Source organism: Streptomyces sp. BK022 (assembly GCF_004217355.1).
Taxonomy (GTDB): domain Bacteria; phylum Actinomycetota; class Actinomycetes; order Streptomycetales; family Streptomycetaceae; genus Streptomyces; species Streptomyces griseoluteus.
On sequence record NZ_SHKU01000003.1, the window covers coordinates 524798 to 548006 of the forward strand.

Annotated in this window: 18 protein-coding genes, 3 tRNA genes and 2 pseudogenes; 15 read left to right on the forward strand and 8 right to left on the reverse strand. The window is 68.2% G+C overall.

What is annotated here, in order from left to right:
- Window positions 1-37: 37 nt before the first annotated feature.
- From EV284_RS13880 to EV284_RS13890, 3 genes are all read left to right on the forward strand, one after another.
- A complete protein-coding gene (locus EV284_RS13880) occupies window positions 38-1297 on the forward strand; it encodes an FAD-dependent oxidoreductase (protein ID WP_130333785.1) in 1260 nt (419 codons plus the stop codon).
- Between the two features lie 47 nt (window positions 1298-1344).
- Window positions 1345-3252: a DNA primase gene (gene dnaG / locus EV284_RS13885; RefSeq protein ID WP_130333787.1), complete on the forward strand. Its 1908-nt coding sequence runs from the start codon at window positions 1345-1347 to the stop codon at window positions 3250-3252.
- A 177-nt stretch (window positions 3253-3429) separates the two neighbouring features.
- Window positions 3430-4587 carry an RNA polymerase sigma factor gene (locus EV284_RS13890; RefSeq protein ID WP_278045832.1) on the forward strand — a complete coding sequence of 386 codons (1158 nt, stop codon included), beginning with the start codon at window positions 3430-3432 and terminating at the stop codon, window positions 4585-4587.
- 100 nt (window positions 4588-4687) lie between these two features.
- Here the strand turns inward: EV284_RS13890 and EV284_RS13895 are convergent, their stop codons facing one another.
- From EV284_RS13895 to EV284_RS13910, 4 genes are all read right to left on the reverse strand, one after another.
- Window positions 4688-6616 (reverse strand): ABC transporter ATP-binding protein, encoded by a 1929-nt coding sequence (locus EV284_RS13895; protein ID WP_130333791.1) that lies wholly within the window; start codon window positions 6614-6616, stop codon window positions 4688-4690.
- Window positions 6616-8349 (reverse strand): ABC transporter ATP-binding protein, encoded by a 1734-nt coding sequence (locus EV284_RS13900; RefSeq protein ID WP_130333793.1) that lies wholly within the window; start codon window positions 8347-8349, stop codon window positions 6616-6618. The genes EV284_RS13895 and EV284_RS13900 overlap by 1 nt, the downstream gene beginning before the upstream one ends.
- A gap of 127 nt (window positions 8350-8476) precedes the next feature.
- On the reverse strand, window positions 8477-9931 hold the full coding sequence (locus tag EV284_RS13905; RefSeq protein WP_130333795.1) for an FGGY family carbohydrate kinase: 1455 nt from the start codon (window positions 9929-9931) through the stop codon (window positions 8477-8479).
- 96 nt (window positions 9932-10027) lie between these two features.
- Complete coding sequence (locus tag EV284_RS13910; RefSeq protein ID WP_130333797.1) at window positions 10028-10336, reverse strand: YtxH domain-containing protein; 309 nt, start codon at window positions 10334-10336, stop codon at window positions 10028-10030.
- 171 nt (window positions 10337-10507) lie between these two features.
- Between EV284_RS13910 and EV284_RS13915 the strand changes: the two genes are divergently transcribed.
- The 6 genes from EV284_RS13915 to EV284_RS13940 all read left to right on the forward strand — a co-directional run bounded on the left by EV284_RS13915 (window position 10508) and on the right by EV284_RS13940 (window position 13707).
- Window positions 10508-10580: transfer RNA gene (locus EV284_RS13915), tRNA-Asn, on the forward strand.
- 6 nt (window positions 10581-10586) lie between these two features.
- Window positions 10587-10659 (forward strand) — tRNA-Asn (locus EV284_RS13920).
- A 212-nt stretch (window positions 10660-10871) separates the two neighbouring features.
- A tRNA-Ile gene (locus EV284_RS13925) sits at window positions 10872-10945 on the forward strand.
- A 104-nt stretch (window positions 10946-11049) separates the two neighbouring features.
- The gene (locus EV284_RS13930; RefSeq protein WP_130333799.1) at window positions 11050-12288 is read left to right on the forward strand and encodes a site-specific integrase; all 1239 of its coding nucleotides are present in this window, start codon (window positions 11050-11052) and stop codon (window positions 12286-12288) included.
- A 133-nt stretch (window positions 12289-12421) separates the two neighbouring features.
- The gene (locus EV284_RS13935; protein WP_130333801.1) at window positions 12422-13138 is read left to right on the forward strand and encodes a hypothetical protein; all 717 of its coding nucleotides are present in this window, start codon (window positions 12422-12424) and stop codon (window positions 13136-13138) included.
- 188 nt (window positions 13139-13326) lie between these two features.
- Entirely contained in the window at window positions 13327-13707 is a 381-nt protein-coding gene (locus tag EV284_RS13940) for a VOC family protein (protein ID WP_207229024.1), read from the forward strand.
- Here the strand turns inward: EV284_RS13940 and EV284_RS13945 are convergent.
- Window positions 13704-14496, reverse strand: a pseudogene (locus tag EV284_RS13945) (IS5 family transposase). The gene EV284_RS13940 and the pseudogene EV284_RS13945 sit on opposite strands and share 4 nt — an antisense overlap.
- 757 nt (window positions 14497-15253) lie before the next feature.
- Here EV284_RS13945 and EV284_RS13950 point away from each other — a divergent pair.
- Both EV284_RS13950 and EV284_RS13955 read left to right on the forward strand, forming a co-directional pair.
- A pseudogene (locus EV284_RS13950) lies at window positions 15254-15694 on the forward strand (transposase family protein); the annotation flags it as partial.
- 267 nt (window positions 15695-15961) lie between these two features.
- Complete coding sequence (locus tag EV284_RS13955) at window positions 15962-16564, forward strand: GIY-YIG nuclease family protein (RefSeq protein WP_130333807.1); 603 nt, start codon at window positions 15962-15964, stop codon at window positions 16562-16564.
- On the opposite strand, the gene EV284_RS13960 is transcribed toward EV284_RS13955, so the two are convergent.
- The gene (locus EV284_RS13960) at window positions 16500-16961 is read right to left on the reverse strand and encodes a GNAT family N-acetyltransferase (protein WP_347402194.1); all 462 of its coding nucleotides are present in this window, start codon (window positions 16959-16961) and stop codon (window positions 16500-16502) included. The two genes, EV284_RS13955 and EV284_RS13960, sit on opposite strands and share 65 nt — an antisense overlap.
- A 3-nt stretch (window positions 16962-16964) precedes the next feature.
- On the reverse strand, window positions 16965-17186 hold the full coding sequence (locus EV284_RS32970) for a hypothetical protein (RefSeq protein WP_207229025.1): 222 nt from the start codon (window positions 17184-17186) through the stop codon (window positions 16965-16967).
- 123 nt (window positions 17187-17309) lie between these two features.
- Here EV284_RS32970 and EV284_RS13970 point away from each other — a divergent pair, with 123 nt between their 5' ends.
- The 3 genes from EV284_RS13970 (at window position 17310) to EV284_RS33245 (ending at window position 19302) form a co-directional block, all read left to right on the forward strand.
- Window positions 17310-17711, forward strand: coding sequence for a DUF4357 domain-containing protein (locus EV284_RS13970; protein WP_130333809.1), 402 nt, complete (start codon window positions 17310-17312; stop codon window positions 17709-17711).
- Window positions 17712-17856: 145 nt separating this feature from the next.
- Window positions 17857-18447, forward strand: a complete 591-nt coding sequence (locus EV284_RS13975; protein ID WP_130333811.1) for a hypothetical protein — start codon at window positions 17857-17859, stop codon at window positions 18445-18447.
- Window positions 18448-18945: 498 nt separating this feature from the next.
- The gene (locus EV284_RS33245; RefSeq protein WP_242625672.1) at window positions 18946-19302 is read left to right on the forward strand and encodes a hypothetical protein; all 357 of its coding nucleotides are present in this window, start codon (window positions 18946-18948) and stop codon (window positions 19300-19302) included.
- Between the two features lie 881 nt (window positions 19303-20183).
- On the opposite strand, the gene EV284_RS13990 is transcribed toward EV284_RS33245, so the two are convergent.
- Window positions 20184-21242 (reverse strand): hypothetical protein, encoded by a 1059-nt coding sequence (locus EV284_RS13990; protein WP_130333815.1) that lies wholly within the window; start codon window positions 21240-21242, stop codon window positions 20184-20186.
- Between EV284_RS13990 and EV284_RS13995 the strand changes: the two genes are divergently transcribed.
- Window positions 21241-23025, forward strand: a complete 1785-nt coding sequence (locus EV284_RS13995; RefSeq protein WP_165425524.1) for a polymorphic toxin-type HINT domain-containing protein — start codon at window positions 21241-21243, stop codon at window positions 23023-23025. The genes EV284_RS13990 and EV284_RS13995 overlap by 2 nt on opposite strands.
- Window positions 23026-23209: the final 184 nt, after the last annotated feature.

Sequence of the window (23209 nt, forward strand, 5' to 3'; positions counted from 1 at the left end):
CTCGCCTGAAGGCGGCATCGTTACGAGGAGGCATCAAGTGGTCGACGCGGATCAGACGTTCGTCATCGTCGGAGGCGGGCTCGCCGGAGCGAAAGCGGCCGAGACGCTCCGCGCGGAGGGGTTCACCGGCCGCGTGATACTGATCTGCGACGAGCTGGACCACCCCTACGAGCGTCCGCCGCTGTCCAAGGGCCACCTGCTCGGCAAGGCGGAGCGCGACAGCGTCTTCGTCCACGAGCCCGCCTGGTACGCGCGGAACGACATCGAGCTGCACCTCGGCCAGACCGTCGACGCCGTCGACCGCGCGGCCAGGACCGTCCGCCTCGGCGACGACGGCACCCTGATCCGCTACGACAAGCTGCTGCTCGTCACCGGTGCCGAACCCCGCCGCCTCGACGTCCCCGGCACCGATCTCGCGGGCGTCCACCACCTGCGCCGCCTCGCCCACGCCGAGCGCCTCAAGGGCGTGCTGGCCGCCCTCGGCCGGGACAACGGCCACCTGGTGATCGCGGGCGCCGGCTGGATCGGCCTGGAGGTCGCCGCGGCCGCCCGCCAGTACGGCGCCGAGGTCACCGTGATCGAACCGGAGCCCGCCCCGCTGTACGGCGCCCTCGGCCCGGAGCTGGGCAACCTCTTCGCCGAGCTGCACCGCGAGCACGGCGTCCGCTTCCACTTCGGGGTCCGGCTCACCGAGATCATCGGCCAGGACGGCATGGTCCTCGCCGCCCGCACCGACGACGGCGAGGAGCACCCGGCGCACGACGTGCTGGCCGCCATCGGCGCCGCCCCCCGCACCGGCCTCGCCGAGGCGGCCGGCCTGGAACTGGCCGACCCGGCCGTGGGCGGCGGCATCCTGGTGGACGAGCGACTGCGCACCTCCGACCCCGACATCCACGCCGCCGGCGACGTGGCGAACTTCCCGCTCCTCGGCGGCCGGCTGCGCGTCGAGCACTGGGCCAACGCTCTGAACGGTGGTCCGGCGGCGGCCCGCGCGATGCTCGGCCAGGACGTCACCTACGACCGCGTGCCCTACTTCTTCTCCGACCAGTACGACCTCGGCATGGAGTACAGCGGCTGGGCACCCCCCGGCTCCTACGACCAGGTCGTCATCCGGGGCGACGCGGGCAAGCGCGAGTTCATCGCCTTCTGGGTGCGCGAGGGCCGGGTGCTCGCCGGGATGAACGTGAACGTGTGGGACGTCACAGAGCACATCCAGCGCCTCGTCCGTTCCGGCGCCGAGGTGGACGTGGAGGCCCTCGCCGACCCGCACGTCCCGCTCGCGGAGCTGACGATCTGAACACCGGGCGCGCGGGGAGTGTCCCCGGACCCCCGTAGAATTCATCCGTGGCAGGACGGATCAACGACGAGGACGTGAAGGCGGTACGGGACGCGGTCCCGATCGACGCCGTGGTCTCCGAGTACCTCCAGCTGCGCAACGCGGGCGGCGGCAACCTCAAGGGCCTCTGCCCCTTCCACGACGAGAAGTCGCCGTCCTTCCAGGTCAGCCCGAGCAAGGGGCTCTTCCACTGCTTCGGCTGCCAGGAGGGCGGCGACACCATCACCTTCGTGATGAAGGTGGACCACCTCTCCTTCTCCGAGGCCGTCGAGCGCCTCGCCGGCCAGGCCGGCATCACCCTGCGCTACGAGGAGGGCGGCTACAACCCCGCCCACCAGCGCGGCGAACGCATCCGCCTGGTCGAGGCCCACAAGATCGCCGCCCAGTGGTACGCCGAGCAGCTCGCCACCAGCCCCGAGGCCGACACCGGCCGGGTCTTCCTCGCCGAGCGCGGCTTCGACCAGGCCGCCGCCGTCCACTTCGGCGTCGGCTACAGCCCCCAGGGCTGGGACCACCTCACCCGCTACCTGCGCGGCAAGGGCTTCAGCGACAAGGAACTCATCCTCTCCGGCCTCGCCCAGGACGGCCGCCGCGGCCCCATCGACCGCTTCCGGGGCCGCCTGATGTGGCCCATCCGGGACATCGGCGGCGAGGTCGTCGGCTTCGGTGCCCGCAAGCTCTACGAGTCCGACAACGGGCCCAAGTACCTCAACACCCCCGACACCGCGATCTACAAGAAGTCCCAGGTCCTGTACGGCATCGACCTGGCCAAGCAGCACATCGCCAAGTCCAGCCGGGCCGTCGTCGTCGAGGGCTACACCGACGTCATGGCCTGCCACCTCGCCGGGGTCACCACCGCCATCGCCACCTGCGGCACCGCCTTCGGCGGCGACCACATCAAGATCCTGCGCCGGCTGCTGATGGACAACGGCTCGGCCCGCGTGATCTTCACCTTCGACGGCGACGCGGCCGGACAGAAGGCCGCGCTGCGCGCCTTCGAGGACGACCAGAAGTTCGCCGCCGAGACCTACATCGCCGTCGCCCCCGACGGTATGGACCCCTGCGAACTCCGCCTCGCCAAGGGCGACGAGGCCGTCGCCGACCTGGTCCAGCCCCGCACGCCCCTCTTCGAGTTCGCGCTGCGGCAGATCGTCGCCCGCTACGACCTCGACACCCCGGCCGGCCGCGCCGCCGCCCTGGACGAGGCCGCGCCGGTCGTCGCCCGGATCAAGAACAGCGGCGCCCAGCACGAGGTCGCGGTCGACCTCGCGGGCATGCTCGGCATCCTCGACACCCAGTTCGTGGTCAAGCGCGTCGCCCAGCTCGCCCGCTGGGCCCGCGACCGCGGCGGCAAGGGCCCCGCCGCCCCGCAGGCGCAGTCCCGCGCCCCCCAGCAGGGCTGGGAGGCGGCTCCCCGCGCGACCGGCGGCCCCGCCCTCACCCTGCGCAACCCGGTCTACGCCACCGAACGCGAACTCCTCAAACTCGCCCTCCAGCGGCCGGAGTTGGTCTCTCCCGCCTTCGACGCCTACGGCCTGGACGAGTTCACCGCACCCCCCTACGCGGCCGTCCGGCAGGCCATCGCGGAGGCCGGCGGCGCCGAGTTCGGCACCCAGGACCCCCAGGAGTACGTGGTCCGCGTCCGCGAGGCCGCTCCCGACGACACCGTCCGGGCCATGGTCACCGAGCTGGCCGTGGAGGCGATCATGCGCCGCACGGTGGACGAGACGTACGCGGGCATGGTGCTGGTACAGATCAGGCGCCGCGCCGTCACCCGCCGCCTCACCGAGCTGCAGTCCACCCTCACCCGCCTCGGCAACACCGATCCGGCCCAGTCGGCGGCCGTCCAGAACGAGATGATGGTGCTCACCCGCTACGACCGGGCACTCCAGCACGAGGGCCCGGCCGCTCTGTAGCGCCCCCGCGCCCAGGGATCACCACGCGGTCACGGACCGGAAGCAAAAAGTCACCGCACGACTCTCGTGGCGAAGATGTGTCGTACCCCACACTGGGGGCGGTGCCCGAGTCCCCGGAGCGCAGGCCGTCGACTTCGCGCTCCGCCGCGCCGCTGCCGCACACCCCCCGGAGCAGCGATCATCCTGGAGGTCGCCCCCGTGCAGACCCACACCCTCACGCAGATGGGCCGCAGCGCCCACGGCGGTGCCGAGCCGGGCCTGCTCGGGGCCGTGCCCGCGCAGAGCCATGGCGACCCGGGGACGGCCCCGGAATCCACGCCGGAAGCCATCCCGGAGGACGCGCCCGAGCCGCCCGCCGAGGCGCTGACCGGCGACGACGAGCCCGTGACCCCCGTGCGCGGCGTCTCCCGCACCGAGAGCGGCGGCCCCTCCGCCGACCTCTTCCGGCAGTACCTCCGCGAGATCGGCCGCATCCCCCTGCTCACCGCCGCCGAGGAGGTCGAACTCGCCCGCCGGGTGGAGGCCGGGCTCTTCGCCGAGGAGAAGCTCGGCACCACGCCCGTGCTCGACAGCGGGCTGGCGCTCGACCTGGACCGGATCGTCGTCATGGGCCGCATGGCCAAGCGCCGCCTCATCGAGGCCAACCTGCGCCTCGTCGTCTCCGTCGCCAAGCGGTACGTGGGACGGGGGCTGACCATGCTCGACCTGGTCCAGGAGGGCAACCTCGGGCTCATCCGCGCGGTGGAGAAGTTCGACTACGCGCGGGGGTACAAGTTCTCGACGTACGCGACGTGGTGGATCCGGCAGGCGATGTCGCGGGCGCTCGCCGACCAGGCCCGCACGATCCGGGTGCCCGTGCACGTGGTGGAGCTGATCAACCGGGTGGTCCGCGTGCAGCGGCGCATGCTCCAGGAGCGGGGGTACGAGCCGACCCCCGAGGAGGTCGGCGCCCAGCTCGAACTTCCCCCCGAGCGGGTGCGTGAGGTGCTGCGCCTGGCGCAGGAACCCGTCTCCCTCCACGCACCGGTGGGGGAGGAGGACGAGGTCGCGCTGGGGGATCTGATCGAGGACGGGGACGCGGCGAGCCCCGTGGAGTCGGCCGCGTTTCTGCTGCTGCGCCAGCACCTGGAGGCGGTGCTCTCCACCCTCGGGGAGCGGGAGCGGAAGGTGGTCCAACTCCGGTACGGCCTGGCGGACGGCCGCCCGCGCACCCTGGAGGAGATAGGCCGCCTGTTCGGTGTCACGCGGGAGCGGATACGGCAGATCGAGTCCAAGACCCTCAGCAAGCTCCGGGATCACGCGTACGCGGACCAACTCCGGGGCTACCTGGACTGAACACCCGCACAGCTGCGGGCAATCGTGCCGCCGGGGCGGCACGGGTGGGCGCAGCGGCACCCCGCCAACGCGGGCGAGTTGCGCCCACCCCCGCCCCGCCTCAGTCGACTTCGGCAACCGCCTGCGCGAACTGGGCCTTGTACAGCCGGGCGTACGCGCCGTCAGCCGCCAACAGCTCGGCGTGCGCGCCCTGTTCCACGATCGAACCGTTCTCCATCACCAGGATCGTGTCCGCGTCCCGGATCGTGGAGAGACGGTGGGCGATGACGAACGACGTACGGCCGTCGGCCAGCTTCGCCATCGCCTTCTGGATGAGGACCTCGGTCCGCGTGTCCACGGAACTCGTCGCCTCGTCCAGGACGAGGATCACCGGTTCGGAGAGGAACGCCCGCGCGATCGTGATGAGCTGCTTCTCACCGGCGCTGACCCCCGTCCCCTCGTCGTCGATCACCGTGTCGTACCCGTCGGGCAGCGTACGGACGAACCGGTCCGCGTGGGCGGCCCGCGCGGCCTCCTCGATCTCCCCGCGAGTGACCTCCCGCGAGGCCCCGTAGGCGATGTTCTCCGCGATGGTGCCGCCGAACAGCCAGGTGTCCTGGAGCACCATGCCGATGCCGGCGCGGAGGTCGTCGCGGGACATGGTGCGGATGTCCACCCCGTCGAGGGCGATCCGGCCGCCCGTGACGTCGTAGAACCGCATCAGCAGGTTGACCAGTGTGGTCTTGCCCGCGCCGGTCGGGCCGACGATGGCCACGGTCTGGCCCGGCTCCACGGTGAGCGACAGATCCTCGATCAGCGGCTTCTCCGGGTCGTACCGGAAGGACACGTGGTCCAGCTCCACCCGGCCGCGCCGCTCGGCGGGACGCGTGCCCGGCACCGGGTCCGCCTCCTGCTCCTCGGCGTCCAGCAGCTCGAACACCCGCTCCGCCGAGGCGACACCGGACTGCACCAGGTTGGCCATGGAGGCGATCTGGGTCAGCGGCATCGAGAACTGGCGGGAGTACTGGATGAACGCCTGCACGTCGCCGATGGACAGCGTGCCCGAGGCCACCCGCAGACCGCCGACGACGGCGACCAGCACGTAGTTCAGGTTGGACACGAACATCATCAGCGGCTGCATGACCCCGCTGTGGAACTGCGCCTTGAACCCGGCCTCGTACAGCTGGTCGTTCTGCTCGGCGAACTGCTTCGCCGACTGCTCCTGGCGGCCGAACACCTTCACCAGGGTGTGCCCGGTGTACATCTCCTCGATGTGGGCGTTCAGCGTGCCGGTGGTGCGCCACTGCTGCACGAAGTGCGGCTGGGACCGCTTGCCGACCCGCGTGGCCACCACGAAGGACAGCGGCACCGTCACCAGCGCGACCAGCGCGAGCAGCCAGGAGACGTAGAACATCATCACCAGCACGCCGATGACGGTCAGCACCGCGTTGATCAACTGGCCCATCGACTGCTGGAGCGTCTGCCCGATGTTGTCGATGTCGTTGGTGGCGCGGGAGAGCACCTCACCGCGCTGCCGCTTGTCGAAGTAGGACAGCGGCAGCCGCGACAGCTTGGCCTGCACCTGCTCGCGCAGCCGGTACATCGTGCGGTTCACGGCCCGGTTCACCAGCCGCGTCGCCACCGCCATCAGCAGGCCCGCGACCAGGAAGACCCCGAGCGCCAGCAGCAGCACCCGGCCGACCGCGTCGAAGTCGATGCCCTGGCCGGGCGTGAAGTCGGTGCTGCGCAGCATGTCCGCGACGGAGCCCTGGCCCCGCGCGCGCAGCGAGTCCAGCACCTGCTCCTTGGACGCCCCGGCGGGCATCCGCCGGCCCACGATGCCGGCGAACACCAGGTCGGTGGCCTGGCCGAGGATCTTCGGGCCGATCACGTTCAACGCCACACTGATCACCACGCAGGCCAGCAGGCCGTAGATGGTGACCCGTTCGGGCCGGAACTGGGCCACCAGCCGCTTGCCCGAGTTCTTGAAGTCCATCGACCGCTGGTCGGGGCCGCCCCCGGCCATCATGCGTCCCATGGGACCGGCCATCAGGCGGCCTCCGCTTCCGTCAGCTGGGAGAGCACGATCTCCCGGTACGTCTGATTGCCCGCCATCAGCTCGTGGTGCCGGCCGGAGCCCACCACCCGGCCCTCGTCCAGCACGATGATCCGGTCCGCGTCACGGATGGTCGCCACCCGCTGGGCCACGATCACCACGGTGGCGTCCGCCGTCTCCTGGCCGAGCGCCGCGCGCAGCGCCGCGTCGGTGGCGTAGTCGAGCGCGGAGAACGAGTCGTCGAAGAGGTAGATCTCCGGGCGCTGGACCAGCGTGCGGGCGATGGCCAGGCGCTGGCGCTGACCGCCCGACACATTGGTGCCGCCCTGTGAGATCGGCGCCTCCAGACCGCCCTCGAGCCGCTCCACGAACTCCCTGGCCTGCGCGGTCTCCAGCGCGGCCCACAGTTCGTCGTCGGTGGCGTCCGGCTTGCCGTAGCGCAGGTTGCTGGCGACGGTGCCGGCGAACAGGTAGGGCTTCTGCGGGACCAGGCTCACGGTGCGGGCCAGCAGGGCCGGGTCGGCCTCGCGGACGTCCACGCCGTCCACCAGGACCTCGCCCTCGGTGGCGTCGAACAGCCGGGGGACCAGGCCGAGCAGGGTCGACTTGCCACTGCCGGTCGAGCCGATCACGGCCGTCGTCTCGCCCGCGCGCGCCACCAGGTCGATGGAGCGGAGCACCGGCTCCTCGGCACCCGGATAGCGGAAGCCCGCATTCCGGATCTCCAGGTGTCCGCGCCCGCGCAGCTCGGTCACCGGCGCCGCAGGCGGCACGACGCTGGACTCGGTGTCCAGCACCTCCTGGATGCGCTCGGCACAGACCTCCGCGCGCGGCACCATCATGAACATGAAGGTGGCCATCATCACGGACATGACGATCTGCATCAGATAGGCGAGGAACGCGGTCAGGTCACCGATCTGCATCCCGCCGCTGTCGATCCGGTGCGCGCCGAACCACACCACGGCGATGGACGACACGTTCACCACGGTCATCACCATGGGGAACATCAGCGCCAGCATCCGGCCGGTGGCGAGCTGCATCTCGGTCAGGTCGCCGTTGGCCTTCCCGAACCGTCCCCGCTCGTACTCGTCGCGGACGAAGGCGCGGATGACGCGGTTGCCGGTGATCTGCTCGCGCAGCACCCGGTTCACGGTGTCCAGGCGGGTCTGCATGGACCGGAACAGCGGCCGCAGCCGACGCACGATCAGCATCACGCAGATGCCCAGCACCGGCACCACCGCGACCAGCACGGCGGACAGCGGCACGTCGAGACCGAGGGCCAGCACGATGCCGCCGACGCACATGATGGGCGCCGAGACCATCAGCGTGAACGTCATCAGGACCAGCATCTGGACCTGCTGCACGTCATTGGTCGTACGGGTGATCAGCGACGGCGCGCCGAAGTGGCCCAGCTCCCGCGAGGAGAAGGACTGCACCCGGTCGAAGACCGCGCCTCGCAGGTCCCGGCCGAGCGCGGAGGCGGTACGGGCGCCGAAGTACACGGCGCCGATGTTGCAGACGACCTGGACCAGCGAGATGCCGATCATCAGGGCGCCGAAGGTGAGGATGTAACCCGTGTCACCCGCCACGACACCGTTGTCGATGATGTGCGCGTTGAGGGTGGGCAGGTACAGCGTGGCGCTGGTCTGGAGGAGCTGGAGCACCACCAGCAGGGCGATGGGTTTCTTGTAGGGCCTGAGACAGGTCCGCAGAAGTCGTATGAGCACGCTTGTCTCTCGGAGTCGGCGGTGGGGCGGTGGAACCGCCCATGGCCCTATCGTCGGACACTCCACCGGTGTTACCTCAACCGATTAACCCATCGGGTGCCCCGCCGGCTCCGGACGTTACGCGCGGTTACGCCCGGAACGCCCCGGGATGCGTCTGCTCCCGCACCGCCACGTACTGCTGGCGCACCGCCTGTCCCACGGCCAGCTCGTCACCCGGCTCCAGCACCTGTGCGGCCGCACCCTGCCAGGCGGGCGGGGTACGCGGGTCCAGGGTGCCCCGGGCGGCCCCGAGGGCCCACGCGGCCTGGCGGGCGGCGCCGATCGCCGCGTAGTCGGCGGGCTGCGGCACGACCACCTGCACCCCGAACAGGGCGGGCGCCATCGCCTGTACGGCGGGCAGTTCGGCGGCCTGCCCCAGCAGGAAGATCCGGCGCACCGCCACCCCCCGGCCGCGCAGCACGTCCAGCGCGTCCGCGAGCCCGCACAGCATGCCCTCGAAGGAGGCCCGTGCCAGGTGCACGGCCTTCATCGACTCCCGGCGCAGCCCGGTGAGGGTGCCCGCGGTGTGCGGCAGGTTGGGGGTGCGCTCGCCCTCCAGGTAGGGGAGCAGCACCAGGCCGTGCGAGCCGGGCGTGGACTGCAGCGCCAGCTCGGAGAGGGCCTCCAGGTCGGGCAGGCCCAGCAGTTCGGCGGTGCCGCGCAGAGCCCGTACGGCGTTCAGCGTGGTGACGACCGGCAGATGCATGCCGGTGGCGTCGGCGAAGGAGGTGATCATCCCGGTCTGGTCGGCCAGCGCCTCGGTGTGCACGGCCATCACCGACCCGGACGCGCCCAGCGAGACCACCGCGTCGCCCAGGCCGATCCCGAGGCCGAAGGCGGCGGCCATCGTCTCGCCCGTGCCGGCGGAGATCAGCAGCCCCTCCGGGGTGGTGCCCGCGGCCTCGGCCGGGCCGATCACCTCGGGCAGCGCCACCTGGTGGCCGAGCGCCAGCTCGACCAGGTCGGGCCGGTAGGCGCCGGTGGCGGCGGACCAGTACCCGGTGCCCGAGGCGCCGCCCCGGTCGGTGGTCCGGCGCACCGGCCGCCCCAGCAGCTGCCAGACCAGCCAGTCGTGCGCCTGGAGCAGCACGGCGGTACGGCTGGCGTTCTCCGGCTCGTTCTTCGCCAGCCAGCGCAGCTTGGTCACCGGCCGCGCGGCCTGCGGCACACAGCCCACCGCCTGCGCCCAGGCCTCCCGGCCGCCGAGCGCGTCGATCAGGTCGGCGGCGGCCACCTGGGCCCGCTTGTCCGCCCCGGCCATGGCCGGCCGCACGGTGTTGCCCTGCGCGTCCAGCGGGACCACGGCGCCCGCCTGCGTGGAGACGCCGATGGCCTGCACGCCCTCCAGCAGGCCGCCGCCGGCGGCCTCCCCCAGGGAGAGCAGCCACGCCTGCGGGTCGACGTCACTGGGCCGCGGGGCGCCGTCCGGCACGTCCAGCGGATGCGGGGCGTACCCCTGGCGCAGCACGGCCCCCGTGTCCGTGTCGCAGACCACGATGCGAGTGAATGCGGGCGAACTGTCCAACCCGGCGACTATCCCCATGGCTCAAATTCTGCCGTAGAGCGGGGGCTGCTCCGGCCGGTACGCCGGTGCCCCCTGGAGCCGCAGCTCAGGGGGCACGCGCGTGAGGTGGCCGGTTCAGGGGTGGCTGGTGCCCCAGTCGTCCTCGGCCGGCCGGCCGTGGCCGTTGCGGCTGAGCCGGGAGCGGACCCGCTCGGTGAAGGACTCGGGGACGTGATCCCCGACCTTCTCGCTGACCGTGTGCAGCGCCTTGCCCGCGTAGACCTTGCCCTGCTGGGCGGCCGTCTCGGCGGAGTTGCGCACGGCGGGGTTCTGCGCGAACCCGCGAGCGGCCTTCTTGATCTGCTCGTAGCGCTGCTGGCCGGCGCGTGCTCCGAGTACGTATCCGACGGCCAGTCCGGCGACGAACGTGAGCCGGTAGCGCATGTGGGCCACCCTTCCTTGCGTAGTCCCTGACGGGGGTCTGTGGTGCTGTGCCGGCGCCGGAGGCGAACCGATTGGCGGAGCACCCCCCTGCTTGCGCTAATGTATGTGTCGCAGCGAGCGCCCGCCCCCTGGCGAATACCCAGGTGGATGCGTTCGATGCAGACGAAGCGATCCCCTGTAGCTCAATTGGCAGAGCAGCCGGCTGTTAACCGGCAGGTTACTGGTTCGAGTCCAGTCGGGGGAGCTTCGGTCCCCTGTAGCTCAATTGGCAGAGCAGCCGGCTGTTAACCGGCAGGTTACTGGTTCGAGTCCAGTCGGGGGAGCGCGTTGAACGAGGACGGTGGACGAGGACCCTGCGGGGTCCTTTTTCATGTCCGGCCCCCTGTCCGGGCGACTCCGGGAGGGCTTGGGGGAGCCCGGCGGAGTCGTTCCAGGTCAGGGAAGCAGCGCGGAAGCCGACCATCCGAAGCAGGAGATCGTATGAGCGGCTATGCTGCGGCAGACGGCGCGCACAGTTGTACGCGACACGCCGCGAGGGGCGGTAGCTCAGCCGGTTAGAGCAGCGGACTCATAATCCGTCGGCCGTGGGTTCGAGTCCCACCCGCCCCACCTCAGCAGAGACGACCTGACCTGCGGAAACGTCGCAGGCGCGCTAAACGCCGGGAAGCCGTTGACGCACCGTTGCCGCACCGGTGCCTCGTAGGATTTTCACCATGGCTTCCATCAAGACACATGAACACAAGTCAGGAGCCGTCTCCTACTACGTTGTATGGCGGGCCGGAGGCAGCCGAACCGGTGCGGCGCAGAACGAGACCTTCGATGATGAGCCTTCTGCGAAGCGCTTCCGCGATCTGGTCAATGGTCACGGACAGCAATGGCCGCCGGGTTGGATCAAGGGCCAAGGCTTCGTCGAGTTGGAGGAGCCGGAGGTTCCGGACTCGCACATGTTCCCGGCCTACGCTCACGCCTACATAGGACTGCTGACCGACATATCCGACCACACGCGCACTAACTACGGCAGATTTGTCGATAACCACATGGTGCCGTGGTTCGGTGAGCACTCCGTCTCCGACCTCGGGCACAAGATCACCCGAGACCATGTCAGCCAGTGGATCCTTGACCTCCAGAACGGTCGGCCTGGCCCCCTGCATCCCAAGGGCACCGTGCGGCGCCCCTACGCCGCTAAGACCATCAGTAACCAGCACGGGCTCCTGTTCAGCATTCTCCAGTCGGCCGTCGATGCCGAGCCCTCGCTGCGAGACTCGAACCCGTGCGCACACACCCGACTCCCCAAGGGCAACGACACCGAGGACGACGAGGTCTTCCTCGAACCCGAGGAGTACGCGCTTCTCCGGTCGTGCCTTCGCGCTGATGCTGTGGACGTCATCGACGTTCTCGTGAGCACCGGACTCCGCTGGGGAGAGGTGACAGCGCTTCAGCGTCGCGACCTGACGCTCGTGTCGAAGCGGCCGACTCTTCGTGTCCAGCGAGCCTGGAAGCGGCGAGGCGAGGGCGGAGGGACGTTCCTCGGGGCACCCAAGACGAAGAAGTCGCGCCGTACCCTCGTGCCTACCCCCGACCAGGTCCAGCTCTTTCAGCGGCGCTGTGAGGGGAAGGCCCCGAACGACCTCCTCTTCACCGCCCCTGAGGGAGGTGCCTGGCACTCGGGAGTGTTCCACGCGCACCGCTGGAAGCCGGCCCTGGAAGCGGCCGACGCCGCCGGCCTCAACAAGCGGCCCCGAATCCACGACCTCCGCCAGACCCATGCCTCATGGCTCATCGCGGGCAAGGTGCCGCTGCCGGTGATCCAGGCTCGTCTCGGACACGAGTCCATCACCACGACCGTCGACCGTTACGGATACCTGCTGGAGTCCTCGGACGACGAAGTCGTGGCCGCGGTCGAGTGGGCGATGGGCACCGTTGTGCCTGACGGCGTCGAACGAACTGCGTAGGGGTCTCTGACGTGCGTGGATAGAGGCACATCGTGGTGGCGCTTCGTAGGGGACTGACCCGATCCAGCGCAGTCAGGTGATCTGCCGGTGTGCCTACGGTCCGCCACTCCTGGGGGCACGGGACGCTCCGATCATGACCCACGTGAAGATCTGGCTGCCCGAGGACCGACTCGATATCACGGCCCTGAACGTTGCGTTCAATGGTCTTCCTGTCACTAGTGCGTCAGTCGCACTGGTGAGCGGGTACTTCGGAGACTTGGATGAACTAGGGGAATCGCTGCGGGAGTACTTCGCCGATGGTGCGTCCTGGTGCCGGGTCGGCAACGCCGTCCACACGGTGTCCGACGGGGATGCGGAGGTGCGGCTGGTGCCGCGGTCCGAGGTGCCGACCTGGCACGCGGACTACTTCCGGGCCTGTTGGGGAAGCCGCGAAGGTGCCCGGATTCCACCGGAATTCAGGCCGCAGTACGCCAGCTATGTGGACCGTAGGCAGGAGACCCGCGAATCCTGCCTCCGAGGTCAGGATCTCCGTGCGGTAGCGGCCAAGGATGGAGCCGGGGGAGTCGACAAGCTGGTACGACACCACCAGACGCAGCTTGCGGAGTGGTACGCGGCCCTGGACCAGCTTCTGTGCTCGTTGCACACTGCAGAGGATCCGACTGAGGATCTCCCCGAGTGGGTCACCTCGGTGGCCACGGACGAACTGCTGGACTGGCACCGGACCCGGGAGTACCTGACGAGCGCCGTGTTGGAGTATCACCACGGCGATAGCGGGCCGCGCCCGGACACCGTGTTCGGTAATCTGCGCTTCGACTTCTCGACGGTCGCGGTGGAACTGGTGCCTGGCTAAGAGCGGCTAACACAATGAGACAGATCGGCTCAGCAGGCGTGAATTGCCTTGAGCGCAAACGCTGCTTCTTATGCTCGGGCGGTCGGTAGGGTCCAGAGGTCGGCCCGTAACAACATCTGTAGCGGAGCGTTCTGGAGGTACTCGGCGATATGCGTGGACGACCCAGCCATGAGCCCGGCACTCCTCGCATGTCGAGACACGACTGGTGGGGCGTCGTGCTTGAGACGCCCGATCCGCCAGCGCTCGCGCACTTCTACTCGGAACTACTGGGCTGGGAGATCACCAAGGAAGACCCTGATGGGGCAGCCGTCGCACCTGCAGAGAGCGTGGGCTACATAGCCTTCCAGCTATCGGACGGGTACATCCCTCCGGTCTGGCCTGCTCAGGAGGGTGCTCAGCGGATGACGATGCACCTGGACTTCGAAGTCGCGGATCGGCAGGCTGCCGTGGCACACGCGCTGGAGCTCGGTGCGCGGGAGGCCGAGTATCAGCCGCAGGGCAACGTCACGGTGATGCTCGACCCTGCCAGTCACCCCTTCTGCCTCTACACGGATAGCGCCAGTAGCTAACAGAGCGTCCGAAGTTGCCGGTGGGTGATCAGGCAGCAGGCCAGTTTGAGGAACGCTTCATGGATGTCGGCCCGGCGTTCCCAGCGAACTCGCAGTCGCCGGAAGCCGTGCAGCCAGGCGAAGGTGCGCTCTACCGCCCACCGGTAGACGCCAAGTCCGCTTCCGTGGCCCGTGTTTCGTCGGCGATAGCGGGCTCGATGCCGCGGGCGCGGACCTGGTCACGGTAGATGTCGTGGTCGTAGCCGCGGTCGGCGAACAGGGAGTCAGGTTTGCGGCGTAGATGGCCCACCTGACTGCGGATGGGTGGGATCGCGTCCAGCAGCGGCATCAGCTGGGTGACGTCGTTACGGTTTTTGTCCGTGAGGATTACCGCGAGCGGAGTGCCATGGCCGTCGGTGATCAGGTGGTGCTTGGACCCGGCGCGGCCCCGGTCGACCGGTGAGGGGCCCGTGTGGACCCCCCCTTTAGAGCCCTGACGTGGGAGGAGTCGACGACGCAGCGGGACCAGTCGAGCCGGGCGGCCGCGTTCAGCTCGGCCAGAAGAACCTCGTGCAGGCGTTGCCAGACGCCAGCCTCGTTCCAGTCTCTCAGGCGGCGCCAGCAGGTCATACCCGAGGCGAAGCCGAGTTCCTTGGGGAGGTGTTCCCACTGGATGTCGGTGTGCAGCACGTACAGGATCCCGCACAGCACCTGACGATCCGGGACCGGCAGACGACCGGGGTAGCGGAACCGGCGTTCCCTCTTCGGTAGCAGCGGCTCGATCCGTTCCCACAAGTCGTCCGGCACGATCCACGGTGAAGTCCCCAAGGCCCGGACAACGCCCAACTCGCCCGTCAGGCACGGCCACCAGGGCCGATGCGCCCTGATGTGGGATCGCATCCAGCGCGTGGGCGCCAGCGCGGCAGGTGGCAGGGCTACGTTGTAGCGCCCGAAGAGCTCTCGGAAGAAGCGTATGACCACCGGCCATCACGTCGGTCGAGGTCATGGCCACCGAAGCGGAAGACCTCGTAGCCGGCCAGCTTCAACTTCCGGTCCTCGGACACCATCTCGGCATACAGTGCGGGGCTCGCCTTGCCGTCGACTGAGTAATGCTGTTGTCCATCGACCTCCAGGACCACCCGGACCTTGCCGGGCAGCTAGGTTCCTGAATCCTCCGTCGGGCCCGGTCATGCTCAGGGAAGCAAGAACTGACTCCAGCTCTGGTGCTTCGTACTCGTCGAGGACCCTGTGGGCTACGGCGGTCAACTCCGGTACCGCCAGCGGGCGCAGCCGTTTCATGACATAGCGGCGCTTGCTTTCGTTGGCCTCGCCGACATCTCCCGGAGCGAGGCCCAGAGCTACACACGCATCGGGAACCTCGTATGACTTCAACTCAGCCACTGAGCCTTTCCAACCTGGTTCCGAGGTGCGGCAGTTGGCCTGACAACGTGGTGAAGCCTCTGGTAGATGGGTTTTCGACCAAGAGAACCGTCTCCACCAGAGGCTTCACGTGCTTGTCTACCCGTCGGGCGCCGACGTGTCCAGCTCCGCCCTCCGCTTCCTCACCATCGACCGCATCGCCGCGGACCGGCCGTTCTACTCTGGCAAACACAAGAGGCACGGGATGACCGTGCAGGTCATCGCGGACCCCTTCGGCCGGCTGCTGTGGGCGTCCCCAGCCCTGCCCGGCGCCCTCCACGACGTCCGCGCGGCCCGCGAACACGGCATCATCGACGCCCTCATCGAGGCAGACATCCGGTGCTGGGCCGACAGGGGATACCGAGGTGCTGGCGGCACGGTCCGCATCCCGTGCTGGGGACGGTGGGAGACCCTCTCCACAGGCCAGCAGGCGGTCAACCGGTCCCACGCGAAGATCCGGGCCCTCGTCGAACAGGCCGTCGCCACCCTCAAATCCTGGCGGCTCCTGCGCAAACTGCGGTGCTCGACCACCCGGATCACGAGCCTTGTCCAGGCTGTCCTCACCCTTCATCTGACCAGCTCAGAGTGAGGTTGGAAAAGGCTCACTGTGCCAGCTATTGCTGAACGTACTGCCTCCGGCTTAACCGCATCTCCCATGCTCCGAGGCTGGCGGCCTGCGCGGACAACCAGAGCAGTGTGGCGGCCAGTTACGGGATACCGGGCGACGATCATCGAGGGGCGCCCGTTGGGCTGGGCTGAGTCTCGCGACCTTCGTTGCTACCACCGATGTCAGTGGCATCGGCGACGATGGCCTCGCTCGGCATTCCACCACCCTTTGGTCTGAGAGGACCCCCTAGTGGCTCAATCCTTCACCGTGCAGCTGGTCTTCGGCAGTCACCGCATCGAGAACGTCTCCGTGCAATGGGGGCTTGCGCTGGGCGGCGATACGCGCAGAGATGCTCCCAGCTCGGGCACTGACATCGAAGTCCCAGCTGTGGTGGAACTCCTCGATCTGATTGCCGCTGGAGCGATCACTGCCGAGCAGGCCCGAGACAAGCTGAATCGCCTGGCAGTCGCGATCAAGGAGCGGATGAATCGCGAGTGGGACGAGATGATCGAAGTGATGGAAATGCCCACGCCTCGCATAGTGCGCGAGGAGATTCGCTTCGATGAACGGTGGGTGTATGCCATATCGACGGACGAAACCCCCGACTCAATCAAGATCGGCGTTGCGAAGGACATAGCCCAGCGGATGAAGTCGTTGCAGATGGGCTCCGCGACCGCACTGAAGCTTCGCTGGAGTTCTCGCGGCGGGTTCCCCCTCGAGCGATACCTGCATGAGCGATTCGATGACATGCGCACTCATGGGGAGTGGTTCGACTTCCAGGGCCGCCTCAACCCCATCCAGGAAATCGACGAGGCAGCTCTGCCCTTCCTTCAGCAGTACGCTGAGAAATAGGGGATGCCGTGAATCTCGACGGACGATGCGGGGAAGTGTGGCAGGCAGAGCACGGGTCCACGGTGACGGTGCGTTTTCCGGTCGGGTAGCAGTCTTCGTGTAGGGGAATTCGGTGATACAGCGCGATGGCGGGCACGTTGCCCGGTAGGACCGCGAGCTTCAGAGTTGCAGCACCCCTCTGCCGGGTCCAGCCTTCGACTGCCGCTAGCAACTGGTCCCCGACGCTGCGGCCTCGCGCCTGAAGGCTGACCCACACCGACCTAAGCTCGCATGCACCGCCATCCCCGGGAAGGCCGGCGGCCATCCCTACGGTTCGGCCGCCAGCAGTGCAATGACGCTGTAGGTGGCGGGCAACGCAAGGCGCTCGCGCCACCGCTCCTCGCCACCGTTGTGCCATTCCTCAAGCCTCCTCCGCATCGAAGGCGCGGCGCTGCATCTCCTGGAATGCCGCGGCTGCCTCGAACAGCGGACCTTGCCGCGCCGGATCCACACCGCCGTCGTCCACGCGCACCTGGAGCAGACCGAGCGGCACGAGCGCTGCCCACGCGAGCCGTACGCCCGCGAGGTGGAGCACGCCCATGGTGTGCGACGTTTCGCGCCGACGTTCCGGAATGGGGGTCACCCCTTCTCGCCAGAAGTTCTGCTGAACTACTTGGAGTAGAAGTAGACACAAGCTGCTCGGGCTGCTTAAGATCGAAGTGAAAGTCAGCAGAGGGCCCCTGGGGCCGCGAAGGTAGGAGATCGCATGGCCACACTCAGCATCCACTTCGACCCCGCAGTCATCGCTCGGCTCACGAGCGCGAGCGGCGACGACACCATCCACGTCACCTTGTCCCTCGGTGGCGGATCCGACGCCGCAACGGCCTCGCCTGTTATCCCGCACGGGCCGCTCGCCGCTCTGATGCAGGCCGGCTTGCTGAAGCCGGACACCGTCCTCACCTTCCACCAGCGCCGCGCCAACCGGTCGGGCCGGGCGGTCGTGACCGCCGACGGCCAGCTCATCGTCGACGGCCACCCCTCGCCCTTCCCCTCCCCGTCGAAGGCGGCAGAAGCGGTCACCGGAAACGTGATCAACGGCTGGACCCTGTGGCACATGCCCGACGGATCCACCCTGGATCAAATGCGCCAGAAGCTGGACCCCAAGTAGGGAACGCAGGCGGGTGGGGGCCGGCCGGACAGACCGGCCCCCACCCCACGCGCCTACTCGTACTGACGGTCGGTGCAGCCGGTGCTGAAGCGGGTCGCCTTGTCTGACTTGCGGCGTCTCTCGCTTCCTCCGCCACCGACGCCAGATGGCCGCCACGGCACGTAGCTGCCGTATTCCCGCCCCTGTGGCCCACCGGCTGGGAAAGGATGACGGCATGACGTCGTTACATGAGCCGGTGATGGAACTGGTGCGAGCTTCCCTCGATCCGGCAGCCGGCAAGGCTGCCGTGCGTCAGGACCATCCGGCGTGCCAAGTGGTGATTCGCGTTGTCGAGACCGATATGGAGGCGGGCGGTCTCGACAACGTCAACACGCTCGCGGTCGGCGCAGGTGTCGCGGCGGCGGGCCTCACCTCCTGGCTCGCCCAGGAGCGCAACCGGGATCCGGAGCAGGTGCTGCGTGAGCTGAGCAAGGCGGCCCCTGCTGGCGGCAAGCTGCTGACAAACGTGGTCGACATGCTCACGACGCTGCTGAGCGGGCCGCCCGGCATGCAGCAGACAGCAGAGTTCATGGTCGCGCTCTTCCACGAAGACGAAGAAGCCTTCTACGACCTGATCGTGGACCTGGGCGCGTACGTGGCCGTGTGCATCGGCATGCTGGAGAGCTACGGAATCAGCAGCAAGGAAAAGACCCTGCGTGATCTCGACGACATGCTCGAAGCGTTCCACGCCGGATGACTCCCGTCTCGTGACGGGCGTGACGGCAGCCGGCACGCCCACCTGACGGAACGAGCAGAGCCGCAGGACGGAGCAACCGTCAGCGAGGTGGCCGCACGCCCTGCCAGCCCGGTCCCCGGCGGCGCGTCCGGCCGTGGCGCGGGCACAACGGCGCCCTTCGGACTGCGGGGGAGCAAGCGGCGCAGGCCGACGGTGGCGGCTGGGACCGCAGCGAGCGCTTGTGCGGTCTCCGGGTTGATCCCGGCGAGGGCTCCGGTAAGCGTGTCGATCGCGTCGACAGTGTCCTCCACCGCCTCCGGTACTCCAGGTGCCGGGCGTCACCGTGTCGGCCAGCTCGCACGCTGCGTCGGCGACTGCGGCCGCGTGCTTCTCGACGCCGGGACCCGCCACTCCCAGTTCCATGCTCCGCCCAGCAATCGGGGCGCCCTTGAGTACCCGCCTGGCTCGGCCGCCGAATTCATCCGACTCCGGGACAGGGATGCCCCATGCGGCGATCCGGTGGGCGCGTACGTCCGGTCGGTGCAGGAGTGCGTCGCGGCATTCCGCAGGCCAGGTGCCCTCGAGCAGATCCTGAATTACCCGCTCGGCCCGGTGACTGGAGAACAGGCCCTCGCCGTCCGCACCACGGACGTGACCATTCATACGTGGGACCTGGCCCGGGCCATCAATGCCCCCGAGGAACTCGATCCCTTGCTCGTCGTCTGGATTGAGGACCACCTCACCGACATCTACGCCGGCTTGGCGGAGTCGCCTGTCTCCGCCGACACCACCCACCGCTTCTTCGCCGCCCCAGAGGCCCCGCTCCTTGCTGGGGAGTCCCGGCAGGCCCGGTTGTTGCGACTGATGGGCCGCTGAGCGGAGGGAGACGCGGGCTGATTTGGGCCCGCATCGACATCGCTCGCGCAGAGGTGCGCGTGTACCGCGATGTGCCGGGTAGCGCCTGGCTGTCGTACGGGACGCGAGGCGGGCCGCCGCGCTCACCGAACCGGTCCGTCGCATCGCCCAGCCGCGACGGTGCGCACCGGGCGTCGACTACCACCAGCTCTCTGTCTCCGAGCACTGGTGGGTCTTCGATGAGTCGATCGTCCCGTCCTACCTGAGCGGCATCGTTCCCCGATACGATCCACGCGCCGTCTACGTCTTGGGGCAGCCCGGATGGTCCGCCGCGCGATGCGGCCCGGAACAACCCGGCTGGTCGGTGACGACCTTAAAGCCCAACATCCCGCAGAAGACGAGGACGAGGTCGCCGTGGAGGCCCCCCAGGCCGGCGCCCCCGGCGCGAGCCGGCGGTGAACTACCAGCGGGCGTCGCGGGAGGTGCTGGAACTGCTCGGGGGCGGCACCAGCTTCCTGGTGGATCTTCAGCACATGATTCCGGAATTGCAGTGGCCGAGTTCACCGAGCGCGAGGTGCGGACCGTGCTGGACAACCACCGCCGTATACGGGCCGCCCTGGACTGGTGCGACTTCGTCGTAGCGAGCGGCGACACTCATGCGTGTCAGAAGCGGCGCCGATGGCACCATCTGAGCGAAGCGAACGCCCGAGAACTCCGGCGAGGATGAGGAGGGTGTCGCCGCAAGGCAGCAGCTTGCGCGTCCGCTGCCACCTCGAGCCGGACAACCTCTTTGAGTAGAGGGCCCAGCGGGGTGGTTCAGATGCCTTCCGCAACTGAACCACCCCGCCTTACACCAGCGCCTCTCTCACGGCGACGGCTGGGGCCGTGAGCATCGCATTTTCCTACCGTGCCGCGTATCCGAAGCGGGCGCCAGAAGCGGGAAGTCCGTCCTGGCCAGGCTGGTATGTGGTGATCGCGGCGTTGGTGCCGCCGGCGGTGACGTTGGACAGAGGCAGGGCATGCAAGGCGCCGTAGCTAGCCGGGCCGTAGGGCATTCCGACGTACAGCTTGGTTGCGGTGTAGCGGATGCTCGAGCCCAGTTGCTGGTCAGCTCCAGCCGGGCCGGGAATGCCGCAGGTTCCAGCCTCGATCCACCGATCGCTCGCACCCGGAGAACCGAGCAGCGAGAAGGTGGTGATGGCACCGGACTTGGATGCGGACCCGACCGCCTCGCCAGGCATACCGACAGCGAGCTTCATGGTCGACGTGGTGCTCACCGAGCCGGGCATGGTGTTCACGGCGGCGACTGTCTGACCGAAGTGGTCAGCGGCCTCGGAAGTGCCGGTGACATCGTCAGAGGCATTACCAGAGAAGTAGTTGTTCAGCTGGGTGAACGTGCCGGCGGCGGTGACGCGGAAGGTGAGCACGTTGCCGGTGTCGGTCTTGTTGACGCCGTCGACATCCAGGTCTTCGCCAGGTGAGCCGACCGCGAGAATAGAGTCGGTGGCAGTGGCCGCTCCGGTGGGGCGGTAGGGCGCCATCGCCAAGGACTTGCCGAACTGGTCGCCTGCCTCGGAGCTACCGGCGACGGTGTCCAGGTCTTGGTCGAGACCGAAGAGCGGGGTGGGGCGGCCTTCGGAGTTCAGGGTGTGGCTGAAGACCACGATGTTGCCAGCGTTGGTGTTGTCGCCGATGGCTTCGCCGGGCGCACCGATGGCGATGTGGTTGGCGTCAGCGGTAACGCTGTCGGCAAACTGGTCGTTGGCCTCCACGGCTCCAGGGACGCCGGTGCTGTCCTGCGTGATGCCGATATTGGCGGTCGTGATGCCGATGCTGGTGCTGTCGCGCACGTAGAACGCCATACCGGCCTTGGGGACGGATCCGAGGGCCTCGCCGGGCGCGCCGATGACCAGGAAAGGTTCGCCCGAGGCGGTGATGCCGGCGGCCAGGTCCTGGCCCATGCGGTCACCAGTCTCGGGGGTCGAGCCGGCCAGGAATCCGGTTCCAGCCAGCCAACTTGTCAACAGTGGCGGCCCGGAAGTGAAAGCCGCAGCCAAAATCGCCCTGTCGGGCCCGGCGAACCAACTGCACGAATTCATCGACGTCGAGCAGTACATGGCGGACCGCAAGGACCAGCTGGCCGCCACCCACATAGCGCAGGTCCAACGGCTCATCGCCGAAGGCGGCATAATCGCCGCCAAGGCCCAGCAGAATCGCTGGCTCGCAGCCAAGGCCGCTGCCGAAGCGAAGCAAGCGTCGGCCGAAGCCGACGCTGCCGCAAGTGAGGCGCGGCACAGCGAGGAGGAGGCGGCCGGCTACGCCGAAGCGGCCGATAACGCCGCGGACGACGCTCAGGAAAGCGCCACCCAAGCAAAGCAGTCTGCCGCCACCGCACGCTCGGCCGCAGATCGCGCACAGCAGGACGCCATAGCCTCCGAAGAGTCCGCTGCGCAGGCCGAGTTCTCGGCTAACTACGCCCGCGACTCTGCCGCCCAGGCGGGAGACGCGGCGAGCGAGGCACGCAGCGATGCCATTAGTGCAGGTAAGAGCGCCTCGGAGGCCGAAACCGTCGCCTCGCAGGCGTGGGACCGAGTCAAAAATCTACGTCAGGCAGAGGAAGCAGAGGAGCGCCGCCTAGCCGCGGAACGGCGCAGGGCCCAACGGGAGGCCCAGAGCACATCGAAGCCACGCTGCTACGCCTACCTCACCAGGGACAGCCTGCCTCCCTGCGCTCTTGCCGGGCAGCCCCTTACCTCACCACCTGTCGATCCGACGCTCGCAGCCATCGCTACGACCTTCTTTGTCGGCGACATCCTGGACTGTTATGAGGATCCGACTCTCGGCAAATGCCTCATGGCGGGAATGTCTGTACTCCCGATCGGAAAAATAAAGGCACTCAAAGAGCTCGACAATATAGAGGAAATCGCCGCCGCAACTAGGTACGCTAAAGCGGTAAAGTGTTTCCAGTGCTTCCTTGCCGGCACTCGAGTGCTCATGGGCAGCGGCGCGAAAAAGGAAATCGAGTCTGTTGAGCCCGGGGACAAGGTCCTTGCCACGGACCCGGTCACAGGTCGGACAGCACCGCGCGAGGTGACCAACCTCATTGTGACCAAGCACGACAAGTCATTCACCCGACTGTCCATCCGGACTCGGTCAGGAAACGCAACGCTCACCGCCACCAGTGAACATCGATTCTGGTCGCCCTCTGAGCGGAACTGGATCGAGACTCGATCCTTGCGTGCGGGAATGACACTTCGTGATGAGCGCGGCGGCAGCAACGTCGTACTTGGGAGCAAGTCGTACGAGCGGTATGCGCAGACGTATACCCTCACCGTGGACGATCTGCACACTTTCTATGTACTGGCCGGAAAAACTCCGCTGCTCGTACATAACGCGAGCTGCCCGGTCGGTTTCAAGGATCTCGGAGGTGATCGTTATCAGTCTCCGGCGGGACTCATCTACGGGCCCGGATCCGAGCAGGGCCACCGCCTTGCCCACGTAATGGAGCATGCCCACCCTGACCCGGTAAAGCCTAAGCACAGCGTGTACGCTAATGCCGACCAGGGTTCTATCCTCGGCCTGCTCGACGAGGGATGGTTGAAGAGGGGCGCTCCCGAACCCGACGATGCAGCCGCATACGTCGTGGATATGGGCCGTGTGATTGGCACTCTGGGTGAAAAAAGGCTCCGGATCGTGGTCACCCCTGGCACTACCAGAGTCATAACTGCCTACCCATGGGTATAATCTAAGGAGATATCTGTGATTTGGTGCCCGCGATGCGACCAGGGGTGGATCATCCCAGCCCGAGTCTTGGGAAGATCCGACACCTTCCTGCTTTGCCGCGAGTGCGACACCGTGTGGGTGGACTGCGAACCTCATGCAGGGCCACCGTTCCTCATTCTTGAGGAGTATCTCGCCCGCTTCGGAC